The following is an 18746-nucleotide window of genomic DNA, read 5'->3' on the forward strand; positions in this document are numbered from 1 at the left end:
ACGCTGGAGCGCTGGAGCGCTGGAGCGCTGGAGCAGTCCGTCCGCGGCGAGGCTCAGGGATTGAAGTCCTCGCCGGCCGCGGACGGGACGTCGGGCAACGGGTCGCCGATGTGCATGCCGTGCTGGTCGATCCTGACCTGGCGGATCGCGGCGTCGTGCCCGGAGCCCCGGTTCTGCAGGATCGCGATCACCCGGTGCATGGAACCCGACCGTTCGACGTACCGCAGGGTGATGGTGGTGTCGATCAGACTGGCGATCTCCGCCGCGATCGACGGGGTGAGGCTGGAGGTGAAGCGCCCGATGGGGGCAGAGGTGAACAGGCTGGTGGTGTCTCGCCGCAGGACGGCGCTCAGCGCGAGCACGAAGTCCAGCAGCCCGCGGGGGGCGACGATCCGTTCCAGCGCGGAGATCGTGTCGATCACCACCCGGCGGGGCCGGAACGTCTCGACCTCACGGCGGATGCTGAGGAAGTGGTCCTCGAGCGAGGCTGTCTCGGGATAGGTGGACACCACGTTCAGCAGGCCCGACCGCTGCATGGTGGGCAGGTCCATGCCCCATCCCGAGGCGCTGCGGGACAACTGCTCGAACGTCTCGTCGAAGGTGTAGAACAGGCAGCTTTCACCGGCGTCGAACCCGGCTTGGGCGAACCTCAGGGCCGTCAGCGTCTTACCTGAGCCGGTCGGCCCCGTCAGCAGCACGATGGCGTCGCGATAGATCCCTCCACCGCACATTCGGTCCAGGTCGGCGTTGCCGCTGGAGACGCGTTCGGTGGAGGCGTGCGTGCCCGGCCGGAGGAACGCGAGGGGGATGACGACCAGGCCTTCGGTGGGCTCGATGGTGAACAACCACTCACCTGTCCGGTGTGGCGCACCGCGGAACTTCACGATCTCGACGGTTCGCCGGCGTCGCTCGCCGCTCAGCACGTTGCGCAGGATCACCACGTTGTCGAGGACGAACTCCTCCACCCCCAGCCGGGAGACCCCGTCGTACTCCTCCACTCGTTCGGCGGTGATGACGGAGGTGACCCCGAGGGCCTTCAGGTGAAAGACGAAACGGCGAAGCTCGGCCCGCACCGAGCCGACGTTGGGGTACCGAGCGAGGACAGCGCCGACCGAGTCGATGCAGACCCGCTCGGCGTGCGTCGAGCGGACCGCGCTCTCGATCCTGCTGACCAGCGCGGCGTAGTTGTAGCTGCCCGTCGTGACCGTCTCCTGGGGGCTGTCGAGCGAGGCGTCGAGGAACGTCCACCTGCCCTCACGTTCCCACTGCTCCACCGGGAAGCCGAGCGCCGCCGCGTTCCGGCGCAGGTCCGCGGGCGACTCCTCGAACGTGACGAACACTCCGGGCTGCCCGTAGGCGGAGATGCCACGAGCGAGGTACTCCATGGCGAAGAGCGTCTTCCCGGTGCCGGTGCTCCCGGTCACCAGCGTGCACCTGCCACGCGGCAGGCCACCCAGGGCGATCGGGTCGAACCCGTTGATGCCGGTAGGGATCTTCTCCAGCGCGTTATCGCTCATCTCGCAGCCGTTCGATCCGGGACTGGAAGGGTGTGGGGAGCCCGAGTGCGGCGGCCGTGCGTTCGTCGTCGGACAGATCACCGACGACCCTGACCGCAGGCAGGGGCATCGACCGTACGACCGTCGGGGTGAGGACGATCTGTTCCTGCTCGGCGAGTTCGGGCTCCTCGTCGACGTCGACCACCCGAAGGTCGTACGCGCCCGGCACCAGGGCCTCGCACAGGGATCTCAGCTGACCCTCCGCGCGCAACGACGACCCCGTTCGGCCCACCACGAACAGGGTGAGCTCGAATCTGGTCGTTGTCGGGAAACCCACCACCCACCCCGGCCGACAGTTGTCCTCGCGCGTACGCCACCCACCCACCAGATACCCACGCGTACCGTTCCCAGGCCGAGGGCGACCGGGAGCGTCGAACACCGGGTGCGTGACGAAAGGCGTCGAGTCCCGGGGCTGGTGGCTCGTCACCAGCGTCTATCTGGTCGCCGACGTACACCTGTCGGGGGCGCAGCTCGGGCTGATCGGCGTGGCGCAGGGGTGATCGCGTTCGCGTTCGAGGTCCCGGCTGGGGTGTGGCGTGAACGTTCGCCAGCGGTGCGGACGTCGCCTGGCTCACCGACGAGCTCGACGATCCCGTGCGTGTCTCCGGTGTGCTGGTGCGGTCGGGACGGGCGCAGCTCCTTCGGTCGGCTGTATCCGCGGCGTCTGGCCGAGCTCGGGTTCCCCACCGATCCGGTCGCCTGGTACACCGTTCTGGGCCTCCTCACCCTGCTCGTAGGGGCTGTGGCACTGCGGCTGGTGGAGCCACACGTCGACGACGTACGTACGGCTCCACACGGATACGTCGCGGCGTGTGTCGTGGGTGCGCTCGGCCTCGTCGGCCTGGCGAGCTCAATCGCCTGCGGGGGCGCCGTCGCTCTCGTCGCGGCGTCAACCGGCGTACGCGCCGCGCTTCTGGGGTGTGCCGCCTTGCCGGCCCTGACCGTTGCGCTGATCCTCACGGGGACCCGGGCCGGTGCGCGGTGAGGTGCCGAAGACCGAAGCTCCGGTCGGTGGCCGGCGGTACGGTGCCGACGTGACCAGTACGAACGACATCCGGCGGTGGGCGACCGCGTTGCCCGAGGTCGAGGAGACCGAACACTTCCGGTTCCACGTACCCGTCTTCAAGGTGCGTGGCCGGACCTTCGTCGGCATGGGCCAGGACAGCACGACCGCCGTGTTCTGCGTCTGCGAGCAGGAGGCCTACGACGTCGCCGCGGCGGACCCGGCCACCTACGAGGCCCTCCGGCGGCCGGACGCGCGGAAGAGTTTCCTGGGCCTGCAGGTCCGTCTCGCTGACGTCTCCGCCGACCGTGTCCAGGCGCTCGTGGAAGAGGCGTGGCGTCAGCAGGCTCCGAAGCGCCTGGTGGCAGAGCACGACCGCAGCAGCTCCGCCGAGGCACCGAAGTGACCGCGGCCACGGCGTCACGGCAGCACCTGGTCGACCTGGTCGACAACATCTGCCCCTGGGACGAGACCGAGCGGGCACACCGGCAGACCGTCCTGGACTGGCTGGCCGGTGATGCCCCAATTCACCGGACCGCGAAACCGGACGTCCCCGACCCCCACCTGGTGAGCTACTTCGTCGTTCTCGACGAGACCCGGCTGGAGGTGCTGCTCGTCGCCCACCGCAAGGCCGGGCTCTGGCTGCCGTCCGGCGGTCATGTCGAACCCGGCGAGGACCCGTGGCAGACGGTCGTACGAGAGTGCCGCGAGGAGCTGCGGGTCGCGGCGGCGCCCTCCCGGCTGCCCGGTCTCTCCGGCGACCGGCCGTTCTTCGTCACTGTGACCCGCACCCGCGGCGCCGGCCCGCACACCGACGTCAGTCTCTGGTACGTCCTCGGGCTGCCCAGGTCCGCGATCGTCTCCTACGACGCGGCCGAGTTCGACGGCATCAGGTGGGTACGGGTGGACGAGGTCGGCGACGAGCCACCGGACGCCCTGGACCCGCACCTGCCCCGGTTCGCGGCCAAGCTGCTGTCAGCCGTACGACCTCTCGGTGGCTCGTCCTGACCGGATGAGCGGCGGTCAGTGGAGGACGCGAAACCACAGGCACGTCGCCTGGGAGGTCGGCGACACGTCCATGCGTTCCAGCCGTACGTCCGTCCCACCGGGGTGCTCGAACAACCGAACGCCGTCACCGAGCAGCACCGGGGCCACGAACACCAGAATCTCGTCCAGCAGGCCCGCCTCGACGCAGCCGTGGGCCGTCCGGGCGCCGAGCACGTTGACGTACTTCCCGCCGGCAGCGGCCTTCGCCTGAGCGGCCGCCTGCCGCAGGTCGGTCACGAACGTGACGCCCGGGACCGACCGATCCGGCGGCCGGTGCGTGAGGACCAACTGCGGCCCTTCCCACCCGCCGCCGAACGCCTTGCCCTCGGCTTCGGTGCCCCGGTGCGGGTCGTCCCCGCCGAAGGTGCGGTTGCCGACGAGCAGCGCGCCGATCCGGGGTATGAGCTGGTCGACGACCGGGTTCGGGCCGAGATGCCTGGTCAACCAGGACATGTCGCCTCCCGGCCCGGCGATGAAGCCGTCCAGCGACATGGTGCACGAGTACAACAGCCTGCTCACGAGCCGCCTCCGTTCGATGGTGCGTCCGCCCGGAGCTCGTGGAGGTCGTTCACTTCCCGGAGCTCGCCGCGGATGACCCTCGTTGAGACGGCGGACCGCGGACAAAGTGATCGGCGCCGACCGCGGTGCACGGCGTACGGTCGGCGGGCGGGCGGCCCGTGCTACCCGGTGAGGGAAGCGGGAAGCTCGAACGCCCGGAACAACCCGCTGTCGTGGAAGGCGGTGATCTCCGCGATCCGGCCGTCCTCGATCCGCACCACCCCGATCGCGAACGCGCGGAAGGTGGAGTCGCCGCCATCGCGGACGTACGACGCCACCGCCGGCCGGCCGTTCGCCCGGGTGGGTAGCATCCGGAACCGTCCCACGTAGTTCGGCGAGCCGGCGTTCCAGCTCGCGGTCAACGCGGCGACGACGGTGTCCCGGCCCTGCAGCCACAGCGTCCACGGAGGCATCGTCGTCCGGACGTCGTCGGCGAGGAGTTCCGCCACCGCGGCGACATCCGCGCGTTCGACCGCCAGCATGTAGCGGCGCAGCACCGCGCGCTCCTCGGCGGAGGGTTCTCGTGCAGCGACCCACTCCGACCGGCGCTCGGGCAACTGTTCCCGCATGGTGGTCCTGGCTCGCTGCAACGCACTGTTGACCCCGGCCAGGCTGCTCTCCAGGAGCGCCGCGGTCTGCTTCGCCGGCCAACCGAGTACGTCCCGCAGGACGAACACCGCTCGTTGCCGGGGTGGCAGATGCTGGATCGCTGCCAGGAACGCCAACTCCAGCGTCTCCCTGGCCTCGACGATGGCGTCCGGTTCGGCATCTCGCGGCGCCGCCGGACCTGCCGGCTCGACGAGAGAGCCGCCGCCCGCTCCGTCCCGCCGGCGGTCGGGGAACGGCTGCAGCCACGGCAGGTCGGTCCGTGGCGGCGGCAGCGCGTCCCCGGCGTCGGACGGCCGGCTCAGATGGTGCGGGAGCACCCGGCGGGCGCGGCCGTCCAGCGCATCGAGGCACGCGTTGGTCGCGATGCGGTACAGCCAGGCGCGCAGACTCGATCGGCCCGCGAAGTCGCCGATGCCCTTCCAGGCGCGCAGGAAGGTCTCCTGAACGAGATCTTCGGCCTCGTCGAACGAGCCCAGCATGCGGTAGCAGTGCACCCGGAGCTCACGCCGATGCGGCTCGACCAGGGCGACGAACGCCGCCTCGTCGCCGGATCGCGCGGCAGCCAGGGTCTGCTGCTGCAGGTCCGTCGACGCGGCGTCCATGCGTTCACGCTAGCGCCACGCCCGAGCCGGTCATGCGTTCTGTGTGGTCCCGCGGCTCGTCACAGGACGATGTCGTCGACACGGACGTCGATCGCGTTCAACTCCAGGCCGAGTTGCCGGCGGGCGGCAGCCCGCACCGCCTTCCGAACGCGTTCGACGATCAGCGACACCGGTGTGCGCTGCCGCAGAGTGAGGTTGATCTGCAGTGTCGTCGGGTCGGCACGGTCGGGGAAGTGGCAGCGGTTGACCGAGACACCAGCGACCTCGCTCGCGGCCGCGGCCAGCACCGTGGCGGCCGCGTGTTCGGTGATGGCGAGGTGCAGGGGGTGTTCGGCCGGCAGTGGCAGTCGCCAGCTTCGGCTGCGGGTGGCGTGGATGCGGGCCATGATCGAGTCGACGAACCCGGGTGGGGGCTCGGCAGGCTCGTCCCGCAACAGTTCGGTGGCCTGGAGCACGGGTGCGAACTCCGCCGCGGCGCCCCGGCAGTGCGGGCAGGACAGTTCGTGGTCGTCCAGGCCGCCACCGGTCAGGTGGTCGTACACCGTGCCCGTGTCGCGGCCGCACGGGAGCACCTCCTCGCGCCGGTCCCGGTCGGGCTGCGGAGGCGTGTTGCCGTCGGGATGGTCTATCGCCATGGTTTCAGCTCCCTGGCGAGTCGGACGCGGGCGCGATGAATGCGTCCCCGAACCGCATCGGGTCCGATTCCCGTGACCTCGGCGATCTCGTCATAGGAGAGCCCCTCCAACTCTCGTAACACCCAGCATGCCCGTTGCTCCGGCGTGAGCAGCCCGAGGGCCGCCTGAAGGGCGGCGAGCAGGTCGGCGACGAGGATCTGCTGCTCGGGATTGCCGCTAGCCGAAGGCGGAAGCCTGACATGTTCATGATCGAGCTCGGCATCGGGGTGGGCGCGGCGGCTGCGTACTGCCTGGAGGGCGGCGGTGGTGACGATGCGGTAGAGCCAGGCGGCGAAGGCCTGGTCCACCCGGATCCGGTCGAGGCGGCGCCAGGCCGTGATGAACGCCTCCTGGGCGACGTCCTGGGCCGTGTCCGGGTCGCCAAGGATGCGCAGCGCGATCCGGTAGGCCGGGCCGGAGTAGCGGCGTACGAGCTGGGCGAACGCCGTCGTGTCGCCGATCCGCGCTCGCGCCACGAGAGTGTCGTCGGCGGGCGCGGACGTCGTCACCTGGTCACCCCGCCACGGGGAGCGTCCGGATAACTGTGACCCAGATCACGTGACAACCCCCGTGAGGAGAAGGGACCCCGGAACATCTTCGCTAGGTATATCGGCCCGTCTGATTAGTCGCAAAGCGGTGGTCACCTCGAGCAGGCGCCAGGTGAACGCCTCGTCGGACGGGTTTCGACAGACGTATGGAACGCACAACACACGCACGGACGAGGCACTACTCCGGGCATTGCACCCGGACGCACGTGGTGTCCAGGCTCGGACGAGAGGCGAACATGACTGCGCAGACGAACGACAAGAAGACCCCCACCGCCGGCGAGTCCAACGGACCGTCCACCGGCGCGGTGGCCACCCGCTCCGGCACCGACCTGGCCGGCAGCGGTGGCCGCACCGTGATCGCGGACGCCGTGGTCGCGAAGATCGTCGGCATGGCCACCCGTGAGGTCCGCGGCGTCTACGCCATGGGCGCGGGCATCTCCCGCGCGTTCGGCGCGGTACGCGAGCGGATCGGCGGGTCGACCTCCACCGTCACCCAGGGCGTCGCGGTCGAGGTGGGCGAACGCCAGGCTGCCATCGACCTGGACGTCGTGGTCGAGTACGGCGTCTCCATCCCCGACCTCGCCGCGGGCATCCGCCGCAACGTCGTCGGTGCCGTGGAGAAGTTGTGCGGGCTCGAGGTGACCGAGGTCAACATCACGGTCGGTGACATTCACCTGCCGGGTGACCAGGAGTCCAACGAAGCTCCCGAGCAGCCCCGGGTCCAGTGAGCCGGCCGGCGGCTGAGTCGGTCGGCACCGAGTCGATCACCGAGTCGATCACCGAGTCGGTCGGCACCGAATCGGCTCACGTCGAACCGCGAACCGTCGAGTCGCCCGGCACCGAGCCCGTCGACGCGGGCCGGTTGGCGGACCGGATCGCCGCGGCGGTCACGGCCTGTCCGGACGTGGCCCGGCTCAGCGCCGGGCCCGTCGCCACCTACCTGCCAGGGCGCTCGGTGCCCGGAGTCGCGGTGCGCGACGAGGAGATCCGGGTGGCCGTGGTGGCGCGGTACGGGCGGCCGTTGGCCGAGATCGCCGAGCAGGTACGCGCAGCGGTCGCTCCGCTCGTACCCGCCCGTCGGGTCGACGTGACGATCGACGACCTGGCGATCGGTGACGAGGAGTACGACCAGCCACCGGCGCCGGCCCCGGCAAGCGGGGTGGCGGTAGGCGGGGACGGTGAGGGAGGGGGTCCGGGCGTCGCATGAGCTCGGACCCTCCCACCACCCGCACCCGTGCGGAGCGCAGCGCGTTCCGCGCCTGGGTGCGTACGCACCACCCGGACGTGGGCGGTGACCACGCCGAGTTCGTCGCCGGACTGGAGCGGATACGGGCCGGCCGCCGCCTCCCGTCGGCACGTACGCCGTCACCGGGAGCGGGGGCGAACGCGGCGCGGGTCGACGACGTGAGCACGTTCCGCCGACGGGGCGGACTGTGGCTTCTGATCCGGTGGTGGCGACGCATGCGCTGCCGGGAACCCCGGGTGCGGTGACGCGTTCGCGGGACTACTGATCGAAAGGGTGTGGCCTTCGATGGATGAGACGCGCTGGTGGCCGATGATCGGCCTGGCGTTCGGTACGGCAGTGGGATTCGCGGGGGCGTTCGGCGGGTTCTCGGCGTTCCTGATCGTGGCGGTGCTCGGTCTGCTCGGCCTGCTGGTCGGCCGGGCACTCACCGGAGACCTCGACGTGGGTGCGTTGCTGGGTAGCCGGAGGCGGTCGTGACCGTCACCGAGGCGCCGGTGGACCGCCCACCGGAGTCGCCGTCCGGCACAGGGGACCGGACGGAGACGCTGGGTCCACCGGAGTCACGGGGGCGTACCCAGATCGCCGGCCGCGTCCTCGAACGCATCGCAGGTCAGGCACTCACCGAGATCGACCAGGCCGGCGGAGCCAGTCGGAGGGTGCTCGGTGTGCCTCTGGGCCGCGACGACCTCGACTCCGGGCCGCAGGTGTCGGCGCACGTCGACGGCGCCCTGGCCACCGTACGCATGAACGTCTCGGTGGTCTATCCCGCGCCGGTGCGCGAGGTGACCCGGAACCTCCGTACCCACGTGATGGAACGGATCTCCGGACTCACCGGGATCCAGGTGCGCCAGGTCGACATCGACGTCGCGCACCTCGTACCCCCGGCCGAGCACGGTAGGAGGGTGTTGTGAGCGCGTCCACGGAGCAGATCCGCACTGCGGACACGGCCGACTGGCCGATCCCGCCACCGCCGCCCACCGGTACTGGTGACCGTAGGACGCTCCGCCGGGCCACCCACGTGTTCCGTCCCCGCCGGGTGGTGCCGGCCACGATCGTCGCGCTCGTGCTCGCGGTGGTGGCAGCTCTGGTGGCCGTCGAGGTGATCGGCGGCCTGTTCGGGTCACCACCCGGTCTGCTGCCGGTCGACAGGCTGAGCTCGCTGGGCCGGCAAACCCACTGGAACGACTCGCTGACGTTCACGGTCTGCGGCCTCGGCGTCCTGCTCGGACTGCTGTTGCTGTTCCTCGCGCTGAAGCCCGGCCGCCCGCGTGCGGTGGTGCTGACGTCCTCGGATCCCCAGGTCGTGATGGGAATCGAGTCCGCGGGGATGAGCAGGCACCTCGCCCGGGCGGCGGAGTCGGTGCCCGGAGTCTCCTCGGCCCAGGTCGCCGTCAGCGCCCGCAAGGTGCGGGTGGCCGCGTCGAGTTCCCTCCGCGACACCGCGGGCCTGGACGAGCAGATCCGTGCGGCCGTCACCGAACGCGTCGACGAACTCGCACCGATGGCTGGTCGCCCGCACGTCCGGGTCTCCGTTCGCCGCAGACAGGACTGAGTGAGATGACCACGAGGAATCGTCGTACCGCCCGAAGGAACCGCGTGGGGCTCGCCCTGGTCGGGCTGGTCCTGCTGCTGGCCGGCGCGGCTGGGCTGGCGCGCGGGCTGAACCTCCTCCCCCGCGTCTTCGGATCGGCCTCCACGCCGGTGATCGATGTGGGGACCACCCGGTTCGTCGTGGAGCAGAAGTGGTTCTGGCCCGCGCTCGCCGTGGTCGCGATCGTGCTGGCACTGCTGGGGCTGTGGTGGCTGGCCAGCCAGACCCGGGTCGACAGCCTGCGCAACCTCCGCCTCGAACCCGACCCGCGGCAGGGGGTGACGAACCTCCCCGGCAGGGCGGTCACCGCGGCGATCGAGAACGACCTCGCCGACAGTCCGTACCTCCACCGTGGCCACGCCCAGCTGACCGGTTCGTCGTCGCATCCTCGGCTGCACCTGCACGTGGTCCTGGACCGCGACGCGGACCCGGCGGCGGCGCGGGTCCGGATCGACCAGGCGCTGTCCCGGGCGCGGCAGGCCGTCGAGCTGGACGAGCTCCCGACGACGGTGGAGCTGACCGCGCGGCGCTGACGGCGCCCACGTCCTCGGCGTCCGGACCCGTGTGGCCTGTCGGTGGGCGGCGCTAGTGTCCGGCGGCACCGGGCCGAAACCCGCGTGCCCGGTTGCCGAGGGAGGTAGACATGACCGAGCGACCCCGCATGCACGTCACGGCCACCGTGCTGGAGTCCTCCGACGCGCAGGCGCTCTCGGCCTTCTACGTCCGGTTGCTGGGCTGGAAGGTCGTGCAGGACGAGCCGCACTGGGTGCGCCTGGACCGCGAGGACGGTGGCGCCGCCCTGTCGTTCCAGACCGAACCCGCTTACGTCCGGCCGACGTGGCCCGCCACCGAGGGAGCGCAGCAGATGATGGCGCACCTCGACATCAACGTCGACGACCTCGAGGTGGCCGGCGCCCACGCGGAGGCGGCCGGCGCGACGCTTGCCGACTACCAGCCGCAGGACGACGTACGCGTGTATCTCGATCCCGCCGGCCACCCCTTCTGCCTTTACCTCTAGCGCTGCGCCTGCGTCCGGCTGGACGGCCGGGGGCGCTCAGGCCGGGCGGCGAAGGGTCAGGGACTGGAACCGGAAGTCGCTCGCCGGCGGGCCCCCGTGGAAGTCCGTCACGCTCACCACGTGGAAGTCCACGATCTCGAAGGACCGGCGGGCGTACTCCTGGATCTCCTCGTCGGTACGCGAGGCGAAGAACCTCGGCGGGTCGTGCCGGTCGTCGGCCAGCGGCCCCTCACCCTGCTCTCCGCCGTAGACACCGAGGAAGAACAACCCGCCCGGCCGCAGCACCGTCGCGATGGACCCCAGGACCGCCGGCAGGTCGGCGTTCGGCACGTGCAGCAGGCAGTTCATGGCGTACGCGGCGTCGAAGGAGCCCGGCGGGAAGCCGAGGTGCAGGAAGTCCGCGACGCGCGCGTCGATGCCCTTCGCCCGGCAGCGCTCCACCATCGCCGGGGACAGGTCGGTGGCCGCGACCCGCAGGTCGTTGTCACCGAAGTACGCGCTGTCCTGACCGGTGCCCGCGCCGACCTCGAGAAGTGTCGTGGCGCCCTCCGCACGCAGCCGGTCGAGGAAGGCCGCGCGTTCGGCGAGCTTCCATGACGCCTTGTCCGTGGCGTCGCGGCGTTCGGCGCCGTCGTCGTAGGCGAGCCGGAGGCTGTCGAGTACGTCGTCGTACCGGGTGCTCATGTGCCGCTCCGCAGGTGTCGGGCTGGTGGTCACCGCAGGTGTAACAGAAAAGCCCGATTCGGAAACGAGGTTGATCGGGAGCGCCCGCGGGTGCTCGGTCGTTGCTCCCTGAGGGGCCGCCGAACCGTGCGGCGTACCTCATGGTCGCTGCCCGGACGTGGTTCGCAGTGTCGACGCATGATCGAACGGAGTGTGTTTGTGAGCGCCATGGCGGTGGCAGCCGAAGCTGAGCCGACCGGCGGGATCGTCGGCTGGGTCACCGGACTGATGGAGAAGCTCGGCAGCGCGGGTGCCGGCGTCGCGGTCTTCCTCGAGAACCTCTTCCCGCCCATCCCGAGCGAGCTGATCCTGCCGCTGGCGGGGTTCACCGCCAGCCGCGGCGACCTCAGTCTGCTGGGCGCCATCGGCTGGACGACGCTGGGCTCGACGCTGGGCGCGCTCGTCCTCTACTTCCTCGGCGCTGCCGTGGGGCGTGACCGTACGCGCGCACTGGTGCGAAGGCTGCCGCTGGTGAAGGTGGCCGACGTCGACCGGACCGAGGAGTGGTTCCTGCGGCACGGGCGGTCGACGGTGTTCTTCGGCCGGATGGTGCCGCTGTTCCGCAGCCTGATCTCGATACCGGCCGGCGTGGAACGCATGCCGCTCGTGCTGTTCGTGCCGCTCACCGCGGCCGGCAGCGCGGTGTGGAACTCCGCGCTGATCCTGGCCGGGTACTTCCTGGGTGCGCACTGGTCGCTGGTCGAGGTGTACGTCGGGATGTTCTCCAAGGCGATCGTCGCGGCTGCCGCCCTGGCCGTGGTGGCGTTCGCCGCCGTGCGCCTGCTGCGCCGTGACCGTGGCGGGGACGGCGCCGACGAGGGGAGCGACCGGGACGGGGAGTGGAACGAACGCCCGGCCCGGCGGGGCCGCCGGCGGCTGGGCGACGAACCCGCGGAGTGACCGGGGACGTCAGCTGCCGAGGTAGCGCAGAACGGCGAGGACCCGCCGGCTGTAAAGCCCACTGCCCCGGAGTCCGCACTGTGGCTGAGCGTAACCAATCCAGGAAAACGGCGTAAACGTACCCGGCGGCGACCGATCGGCCACCCAACGCGGTGGAATGCACCCCGGGTGCCGGGGCGTTCGGGACCGTGGACACCGGCCACCTAAGGTGGGCTCGCCGCCCGGCAATGGCGATCCCAATCCCCCGGTCCGGCACAGAACGTAACCACCAGGAGCCGCACCCACAGGGCGGCTCCTCCTCGGTGTGCGCCCCGACCGGGCCGCCCGGCTGAACCAGGAGGACCCCAGCTCCATGAACCACGCCCTGCTCATCGCGTTCGTCGTCGCGGTGGCGCTGATCAGCGTCGTACCCGGCCCGGACATGATGTTCGTCCTCGCCCACGCGGTTTCCGGCGGTCGCCGGACGGGCTTTGTCGCCGCGGCCGGAATGTCGACCGGGCTCACGGTGCACACCGTGGCGGCGGCGTTCGGCCTGGGCGCGTTGATCAGGACCGCGCCGCTGGTCCTGGAGGGCATCCGGATCGCCGGGGCGTTGTTCCTGGTCTACCTCGCGGTAATGACCTGGCGGGCCAGCCGGGGCAAGGGCGGTTCGGTACGTACGCCGAACAAGCCGCGCTCGCTGCCGCGGGTGTACGTGATGGCCGTGCTCACCAACCTCGCGAACCCGAAGGTCATCCTCTTCTACCTCGCGTTCATGCCGCAGTTCCTCACCACCGGCGCGCACAGCTGGCCGGTGACCGCGCAGTTCCTCGTCCTCGGCGCGATCTTCATCGCCATCGGGATCGTGGTGGACTCGACCGTGGCCACGCTGGCCGGGACGTTCTCCGAGCGGGTGCTGAGCCGTCAGGCCTTCCGCCGCTGGCTGGAGCGCGCGTCCGCGACCATCTTCGGTGCGCTCGCGGTCCGGCTGGTGCTGGACGCCACGCAGTAGTCAGGCACGGCAGCTCGTAGCGGTACGTAGCCGGGCGTAGGTGGCACCACCTACGCTCGGCGACACGTGTCCCGGCCGGGACGAACCCCCGACGAGTGCGGCCGGTGCCGCCTACGGTTGCGCCATGGCCGCATCGGCAGCCCGCGGCCGGACGCGCACCCGCGCGGCACTGGTCACCCTCCTCGTCGTCGCCGTCGTCCTCCTCACCGGCGGCGGCGTTGCCGTCGTAGCGGTCGTGGACGGGCGGGCCGGGCAGGATCCGCAGGGCGCTGGCTACCGCACCGACGACGCCATGGTCACCGTCCGCACCGGTCCGCGCGGTGACCGGCCGGTCAGGCTGGACACCCGGCTGTACGTCCCCTCCTCCGCGACCGCCGACCATCCGGCGCCCGCGGTGCTCCTCGCCCACGGACTCGGCGGGACCAAGGACAGCGTCACCGGGCAGGCCCGTGACCTGGTTCGACGCGGCTACGTCGTCCTCACCTGGACCGCCGAGGGGTTCGGTGCCTCCGGTGGGCAGATCCATCTGGACAGTCCCGACTGGGAGGTCACCGACGCCCGCCGCCTGCTGGACTGGCTGGCCCGCCGGCCGGAGGTACGCCGGGACGGTCCGGACGACCCGAGAGTCGGCGTGGTGGGCGCCTCCTACGGCGGCGCGCTGGCGTTGCTGGTGGCCGGCTACGACCGGCGGGTGGACGCGATCGTTCCCCAGGTCACCTGGAACGACCTGGGCAACGCGTTGGCGCCGGAGGCGACCGGGCGGGGTTCCGGTGCGGGCGTACTCAAGCGGGCCTGGGCCGGCCGGTTGTTCGCCGCGGGACTCGACTCGGCCGCCGGCGCAGGCAGGGCGAAGCGACCTACCGCGGGTACCAGCGCCGACTGCGGACGGTACGCCGAGGACGTGTGCCGGGCGTACCAGCGACTGATCCTCACCGGACGCATCGACCCCGCCACGCGCGCCCTGCTGGCGAGGTCCAGCCCCGCCTCCGTCCTGCACCGCATCACCGCCCCGACGCTGCTGATCCAGGGCACGGCGGACACGCTCTTCCCGCTGAGCGAGGCCGACGCCAACGCCATCGGCATCGCGAAGGCCGGCACCAGGGTGCGGGTGACGTGGTTCTCCGGCGGGCACGACGGCGGTGCGGGCACCGACCTCGACCAGCGCCGGGTGAGGGCCTCGACCCTGGGCTGGCTGGACTATCACCTGCGCGGCGAAGGGTCGCCGCCGCCGGACTCGTTCGCGTTCAGCCGGGTCACCGGCACCGGCTACGGCGGGGACGGCGTGCGCGTGCTCGGCCTGTACGCCGACAGCTATCCCCGCCTCGACGGGGACCGCCCGGCCCGCACCGTCGCGCTGCGCGGGTCGCCGCGCGAGGTCGGCAACCCACCGGCAGGCACCCCGGCGGCCGTCTCGTCCCTGCCCGGGCTGGGCGCCCTCGCCGGTTCGCTGCTGTCCCGGTCCTCGACCGGGGCCTTGTCCGGCTCCTCGTCGGAGCCCTCCGCCGGGTCCTCCGTGGAGTCCCCGCTCGCGGGGGCGCTCGGCGGAGCGTTGACCACGGACGTCCCCGGCCAGTTCGTGTCGTACGACTCGGCACCGCTGACGGCGCCCGTCGACGTCACCGGTGCGCCCACCGTGCGGATCCGGGCGGCGTCGAGCTCGGGCAGCGCGGTGCTGTTCGTCAAGCTCTACGATGTCGCGGCCGGCGGCGCCCGGGAACTCCCCGGCGGCGGGGTCGCTCCCGTCCGGCTGAGCGGGTTGCCTGCCTCGATCGAGGAGGCCCGGCCGGTGCCGGTGACCCTGCCCGGCATCGTGCACAGGTTCCCGGCCGGCCACAGACTCCGGATCACCCTCGCCACCACCGACCAGGCGTACGCCGGTCCGGCGCAACCGCAGGTCTACACCGTCGGCCTGGCGCCGCGCTCCGGTGTCCAGCTGCCGCAGGTGGCCGCGTTCACCGCCGCTGATCCGACCGGGCCGTGGGCCGTCCTGCTCGGCGCCGTCGTTGCCGCGCCGGCGGTCGTCCTCCCGCTCGGCTGGTGGGCGGCGCGCCGGTGGAGCAGGCGGCGGGTTCGCCGGGTGGTGGCGGAGTTCGCCGACGTGCCGCTGGTGGTCCGCGGCGCGACCAAGACCTACGCCGACGGGCTCACCGCCCTCGACGGCGTCGACTTCACCGTCCGCCGCGGCGAGGTTGTGGGGCTGCTCGGACCGAACGGCGCCGGCAAGACGACCTGTCTGCGCATCCTGATCGGCCTGGTCCGGCCGACCGCGGGTGAGGCGCTCGTCTTCGGCCACCGGGTCGGCCCCGGTGCGCCCGTGCTGTCCCGGGTCGGCGCGCTGGTGGAAGGGCCGGGCTTCCTGTCGGACCTGACCGGCCGGGCCAACCTGGAGCTCTTCTGGCAGGCCACCGGCCGCCCGCCGGGTGACGCGCACCTGGCCGAGGTGCTCGCGATCGCCGCGCTCGGCACCGCGCTGGACCGGAAGGTGCGTACCTACAGCCACGGCATGCGGCAGCGGCTGGCGATCGCACAGGCCATGCTCGGGCTGCCCGACGTGCTCATCCTGGATGAGCCCACCGACGGGCTCGACCCGCCACAGATCGCGACTCTGCGCCGGACGCTGCGCGCCTACACCGCGGGCGGCCGTGCGGTCCTGGTGTCCAGCCACCTGCTCGCGGAGGTGGAGCGGACCTGCAGCCACGTCGTGGTCCTGCACCGGGGCAGCCGGCTGGCGGCCGGGGCGGTGGTCGAGGTCGTCGGTGACTCGCCGAACCTCGAGGACGTGTTCCTCGCGCTGGTGAAGGACGAGGCGGAGGGCGAGGGAGAGGGCGTGGCGCCGGTCGACGATCTGGTGGCCGCGGTGCAGAGAGGCGGCCGGACGTGACCGAACGGGCGACCGAGGACGACGCGACCCAGGACGCCGCCGCAACCGAGGACGCCGCTGCCACCACCCCCGCCGCCACCACCCCCGCCGCCACCATCCCCGCCCCGGCCGCCGACGGCGGGACGCCCGGCTACCGGCCCGGGGCCACTCTGCCGTTCCGGGCCGAGCTTCGCCGGCAGGTGCGCCGCCGGCGTACCGCCCTCGCGTTCGGCCTCGTCGTCGCACTCCCGCTCGTCCTGGTCGCGGCGTTCACCTGGGGATCCGGGGACGGCGGCGGACTGCCGTCGTACGCCGCCCTGGCGACCTTCGGCGGCGTCAACTTCACGGTGTTCACGCTGGCCACCGCGGCGGCCCTGCTGCTCACCCTGATCGTCGCGCTCGTGTGCGGAGACGCCGTTGCCGGCGAGGCCGGCTGGGGAAGCCTGCGCTACCTGCTCGCGGTGCCCGTCCCACGCGCCCGGCTGCTCGGGGTGAAGCTGGCCGTCGGCCTGGCCACGTCGGTGGTCGCGTTGCTGGTCCTCGCGGTGACCGCGCTGGCCGTGGGGACAGTGGCGTTCGGCTGGCATCCGTTACGCACCCCGCGCGGCGACGAACTGGCCGCGCCGGACGCGCTGTGGCGAATCGCGGTGATGATCGGCTACCTGGCGGTCTGTCTGCTGCTGGTGGCGGCACTGGCGTTCTGGTTCTCGGTGCGCACGGACGCGCCACTGGTCGCCGTGGGCGGCGCGGTCCTGGTGGTGATCGTCGCGAACATCCTCGACGCGGTGGAGGCGCTCGGCGAGATCCGCTCGCTGCTGCCGATGCACTACGCCGGCGCCTGGCGTGGGCTGTTCACCGATCCGATGCAGTGGGAGGACCTGGCCAAGGGCAGCCTGTCGTCCCTGGCGTACACGGCGGTCTTCCTCGGGCTGGCGTGGTGGACGTTCCTCCGCAAGGACGTCCTCTCCTAAGGTTCCGACCGGTAAAGCCGCAGGTCACAGGGCTGCTGTGCGTGGGCAGCCTGGTCGTTCGTCGGCTCACGACCGGACCCGTCCGGAGCTACGCTGGCAGGATGAACGCCGGTCCCGCCGGGCCGTCCGGCGGCCCTCCCTCTGGGCTGTCCACAGAGTCGTCCACAGGGTGGTCCACCGAACTGTCCACAGGTTCGTACGACGGATCTCCCGAGGGGGCGGCGGTGTGCTTGCGCGGTCTGTCGTACCGCTTCAAGGAGCATCTGGCCGTCGACGGCGTCGATCTCGACGTACGCACCGGCGAGGTGTTCGGGCTGCTCGGCCCCAACGGCGCGGGCAAGACCACCACCATCCGGTTGCTCACCACCCTGCTGCCCGTCCAGGACGGCGAGATGCACGTCTTCGGGCGCGACGTACGCCGGTCGAAGATGGCCGTACGCCGGCTGCTCGGCTACGTTCCCCAGCAGCTGTCCGCGGACGCGGCCCTCACCGGGCGGGAGAACGTCACGCTGTTCGCCCGGCTGTTCGACGTGCCGCGGCGCGAACGACGCCACCAGGTCGACGACGCGCTGTCCGTGATGGGGCTGACCGACGCGGCGGACCGGCTCGCCTCGACGTACTCCGGCGGCATGATCCGCCGGCTCGAACTCGCCCAGGCTCTGGTCAGCCGCCCCCGGCTGCTGGTGCTCGACGAACCCACCATCGGCCTGGACCCGATCGCGCGCGGGACGGTCTGGGAGCGCGTCCAGGAGCTGCGGGCCGACACCGGCATGACGGTGCTGGTCACCACCCACTACATGGACGAGGCCGAGCAGGAGTGCGACCGGATCGCGCTGATGCACCTCGGCCGGCTGCGGGCGGTCGGCGCGCCGACGGAGCTGAAGGCCGCGCTCGGGCCGGGCGCCACGCTGGAGGCGGTCTTCCGGCACCACTCCGGCGACGTGTTCGGTGACGGAAGCGGCGAGGGCGAGGAGGGCGGTGACTTCCGTGGCGTCCGAAGCACGCGTCGCACGGCCCGGCGGCTCGGTTGACCGGCCCGCACCGCAACGCGTCTCGTGGCGACTGCCGAGCCGGGTCGTGACCCTGTGCCTGCTCGAATTGCAGAAGCTGCGCCACGACCGCACCGAGTTGGTCACCCGCGCGGTGCAGCCGGCGCTGTGGCTCACCGTCTTCGGTACGACGTTCAGCCGGTTGCACGTCATCCCCACCGGCCAGGTGCCCTACCTGGACTTCCTGGCCCCGGGGATCCTGGCCCAGTCGGCGCTGTTCATCGCGATCTTCTACGGCATCCAGATCATCTGGGAGCGCGACGCCGGCGTACTCGCCAAGCTGCTGGTCACGCCGACACCGCGGGCCGCGCTGGTCACGGGGAAGGCGTTCGCGGCGGGAGTGCGGGCGTGTGCGCAGGCGGTGATCGTGCTGCTCCTCGCGGCGGTGCTCGGGGTGGACCTGACCGCGAACCCGCTGCGCATCCTGGGCGCGTTCGCCGCCCTGATGCTGGGCGCGGCGTTCTTCTGCTGTCTGTCCCTCAGCATCGCCGGGCTGGTGCTCAACCGCGACCGGCTGATGGGGATCGGACAGGCGCTGACGATGCCGTTGTTCTTCGCCTCGAACGCGCTCTACCCGGTGGCGCTGATGCCGGAGTGGCTGCGCTGGATCGCCCTCGCCAACCCGTTGAGCTACCAGGTGGACGCGCTCCGGGGGCTCCTGGTGGGTACGCCGGCACACCTGACGCTGGACTTCGCGGTGCTCATCCTCGCCGCGGCGGTGGGCATCGCCACGGCGTCGGCGTTGCTCGGCCGGCTCGCCCGCTGAGCACCGGCGAAGTCAGCCGGCCGGGTGCGAACGC

24 protein-coding genes are annotated in these 18746 nt (G+C 71.7%); 17 read left to right on the forward strand and 7 right to left on the reverse strand.

The window, feature by feature from the left end; translation table 11 throughout:
* Positions 1-53: 53 nt before the first annotated feature.
* Complete coding sequence (kaiC, locus tag ABZV93_RS05235) at positions 54-1517, reverse strand: circadian clock protein KaiC (protein WP_354930647.1); 1464 nt, start codon at positions 1515-1517, stop codon at positions 54-56.
* Positions 1507-1833 (reverse strand): circadian clock KaiB family protein, encoded by a 327-nt coding sequence (locus ABZV93_RS05240; RefSeq protein ID WP_354930650.1) that lies wholly within the window; start codon positions 1831-1833, stop codon positions 1507-1509. Before ABZV93_RS05240 ends, kaiC begins: the two co-directional genes overlap by 11 nt.
* Before the next feature lie 321 nt (positions 1834-2154).
* Between ABZV93_RS05240 and ABZV93_RS05245 the strand changes: the two genes are divergently transcribed.
* From ABZV93_RS05245 to ABZV93_RS05255, 3 genes are read left to right on the forward strand one after another with little or no spacing between them, the layout of a single operon-like run.
* Positions 2155-2541 (forward strand): hypothetical protein, encoded by a 387-nt coding sequence (locus ABZV93_RS05245; RefSeq protein ID WP_354930653.1) that lies wholly within the window; start codon positions 2155-2157, stop codon positions 2539-2541.
* A gap of 49 nt (positions 2542-2590) precedes the next feature.
* On the forward strand, positions 2591-2965 hold the full coding sequence (locus ABZV93_RS05250; protein ID WP_354930656.1) for an MmcQ/YjbR family DNA-binding protein: 375 nt from the start codon (positions 2591-2593) through the stop codon (positions 2963-2965).
* Entirely contained in the window at positions 2962-3567 is a 606-nt protein-coding gene (locus tag ABZV93_RS05255) for an NUDIX domain-containing protein (protein ID WP_354930659.1), read from the forward strand. The genes ABZV93_RS05250 and ABZV93_RS05255 overlap by 4 nt, the downstream gene beginning before the upstream one ends.
* A gap of 15 nt (positions 3568-3582) precedes the next feature.
* Here ABZV93_RS05255 and ABZV93_RS05260 read toward each other — a convergent pair whose 3' ends face one another.
* The 4 genes from ABZV93_RS05260 to ABZV93_RS05275 all read right to left on the reverse strand — a co-directional run bounded on the left by ABZV93_RS05260 (position 3583) and on the right by ABZV93_RS05275 (position 6558).
* Positions 3583-4125 (reverse strand): dihydrofolate reductase family protein, encoded by a 543-nt coding sequence (locus ABZV93_RS05260; RefSeq protein WP_354930662.1) that lies wholly within the window; start codon positions 4123-4125, stop codon positions 3583-3585.
* A gap of 161 nt (positions 4126-4286) precedes the next feature.
* The gene (locus ABZV93_RS05265; protein WP_354930665.1) at positions 4287-5375 is read right to left on the reverse strand and encodes a sigma-70 family RNA polymerase sigma factor; all 1089 of its coding nucleotides are present in this window, start codon (positions 5373-5375) and stop codon (positions 4287-4289) included.
* Between the two features lie 59 nt (positions 5376-5434).
* Positions 5435-6010: a hypothetical protein gene (locus tag ABZV93_RS05270; RefSeq protein ID WP_354930668.1), complete on the reverse strand. Its 576-nt coding sequence runs from the start codon at positions 6008-6010 to the stop codon at positions 5435-5437.
* Positions 6001-6558: a sigma-70 family RNA polymerase sigma factor gene (locus ABZV93_RS05275; RefSeq protein WP_354930671.1), complete on the reverse strand. Its 558-nt coding sequence runs from the start codon at positions 6556-6558 to the stop codon at positions 6001-6003. Before ABZV93_RS05275 ends, ABZV93_RS05270 begins: the two co-directional genes overlap by 10 nt.
* 275 nt (positions 6559-6833) lie before the next feature.
* On the opposite strand from ABZV93_RS05275, the gene ABZV93_RS05280 reads away from it, so the two are divergent.
* From ABZV93_RS05280 to ABZV93_RS05315, 8 genes are all read left to right on the forward strand, one after another.
* Positions 6834-7325: an Asp23/Gls24 family envelope stress response protein gene (locus ABZV93_RS05280; RefSeq protein WP_354930674.1), complete on the forward strand. Its 492-nt coding sequence runs from the start codon at positions 6834-6836 to the stop codon at positions 7323-7325.
* Complete coding sequence (locus ABZV93_RS05285; protein ID WP_354930676.1) at positions 7322-7804, forward strand: hypothetical protein; 483 nt, start codon at positions 7322-7324, stop codon at positions 7802-7804. The genes ABZV93_RS05280 and ABZV93_RS05285 overlap by 4 nt, the downstream gene beginning before the upstream one ends.
* Positions 7801-8088 carry a hypothetical protein gene (locus tag ABZV93_RS05290; protein ID WP_354930679.1) on the forward strand — a complete coding sequence of 96 codons (288 nt, stop codon included), beginning with the start codon at positions 7801-7803 and terminating at the stop codon, positions 8086-8088. The genes ABZV93_RS05285 and ABZV93_RS05290 overlap by 4 nt, the downstream gene beginning before the upstream one ends.
* A gap of 40 nt (positions 8089-8128) precedes the next feature.
* Positions 8129-8320 carry a hypothetical protein gene (locus ABZV93_RS05295; RefSeq protein WP_354930682.1) on the forward strand — a complete coding sequence of 64 codons (192 nt, stop codon included), beginning with the start codon at positions 8129-8131 and terminating at the stop codon, positions 8318-8320.
* Positions 8317-8754 (forward strand): Asp23/Gls24 family envelope stress response protein, encoded by a 438-nt coding sequence (locus ABZV93_RS05300; protein WP_354930685.1) that lies wholly within the window; start codon positions 8317-8319, stop codon positions 8752-8754. The genes ABZV93_RS05295 and ABZV93_RS05300 overlap by 4 nt, the downstream gene beginning before the upstream one ends.
* Positions 8751-9395, forward strand: coding sequence for a DUF6286 domain-containing protein (locus ABZV93_RS05305; RefSeq protein ID WP_354930688.1), 645 nt, complete (start codon positions 8751-8753; stop codon positions 9393-9395). The genes ABZV93_RS05300 and ABZV93_RS05305 overlap by 4 nt, the downstream gene beginning before the upstream one ends.
* Before the next feature lie 44 nt (positions 9396-9439).
* On the forward strand, positions 9440-9967 hold the full coding sequence (locus tag ABZV93_RS05310) for a hypothetical protein (protein WP_354930691.1): 528 nt from the start codon (positions 9440-9442) through the stop codon (positions 9965-9967).
* A 110-nt stretch (positions 9968-10077) separates the two neighbouring features.
* On the forward strand, positions 10078-10452 hold the full coding sequence (locus ABZV93_RS05315; protein WP_354930694.1) for a VOC family protein: 375 nt from the start codon (positions 10078-10080) through the stop codon (positions 10450-10452).
* Between the two features lie 36 nt (positions 10453-10488).
* On the opposite strand, the gene ABZV93_RS05320 is transcribed toward ABZV93_RS05315, so the two are convergent.
* On the reverse strand, positions 10489-11136 hold the full coding sequence (locus ABZV93_RS05320; protein WP_354930697.1) for a class I SAM-dependent methyltransferase: 648 nt from the start codon (positions 11134-11136) through the stop codon (positions 10489-10491).
* 207 nt (positions 11137-11343) lie between these two features.
* Between ABZV93_RS05320 and ABZV93_RS05325 the strand changes: the two genes are divergently transcribed.
* The 6 genes from ABZV93_RS05325 (at position 11344) to ABZV93_RS05350 (ending at position 18712) form a co-directional block, all read left to right on the forward strand.
* On the forward strand, positions 11344-12075 hold the full coding sequence (locus ABZV93_RS05325) for a DedA family protein (RefSeq protein ID WP_354931367.1): 732 nt from the start codon (positions 11344-11346) through the stop codon (positions 12073-12075).
* Positions 12076-12427: 352 nt separating this feature from the next.
* The gene (locus ABZV93_RS05330; RefSeq protein ID WP_354930700.1) at positions 12428-13066 is read left to right on the forward strand and encodes a LysE family translocator; all 639 of its coding nucleotides are present in this window, start codon (positions 12428-12430) and stop codon (positions 13064-13066) included.
* A gap of 124 nt (positions 13067-13190) precedes the next feature.
* Positions 13191-15947: an alpha/beta fold hydrolase gene (locus ABZV93_RS05335; RefSeq protein WP_354930703.1), complete on the forward strand. Its 2757-nt coding sequence runs from the start codon at positions 13191-13193 to the stop codon at positions 15945-15947.
* Complete coding sequence (locus tag ABZV93_RS05340) at positions 15944-16897, forward strand: ABC transporter permease (RefSeq protein ID WP_354930706.1); 954 nt, start codon at positions 15944-15946, stop codon at positions 16895-16897. Before ABZV93_RS05335 ends, ABZV93_RS05340 begins: the two co-directional genes overlap by 4 nt.
* A 224-nt stretch (positions 16898-17121) precedes the next feature.
* Complete coding sequence (locus ABZV93_RS05345; RefSeq protein ID WP_354930709.1) at positions 17122-17928, forward strand: ATP-binding cassette domain-containing protein; 807 nt, start codon at positions 17122-17124, stop codon at positions 17926-17928.
* Positions 17885-18712, forward strand: a complete 828-nt coding sequence (locus ABZV93_RS05350; RefSeq protein ID WP_354930712.1) for an ABC transporter permease — start codon at positions 17885-17887, stop codon at positions 18710-18712. Before ABZV93_RS05345 ends, ABZV93_RS05350 begins: the two co-directional genes overlap by 44 nt.
* The last annotated feature ends 34 nt before the right edge of the window (positions 18713-18746 follow it).

It is taken from the genome of Actinopolymorpha sp. NPDC004070, assembly GCF_040610475.1.
Classification (GTDB): Bacteria; Actinomycetota; Actinomycetes; order Propionibacteriales; family Actinopolymorphaceae; genus Actinopolymorpha.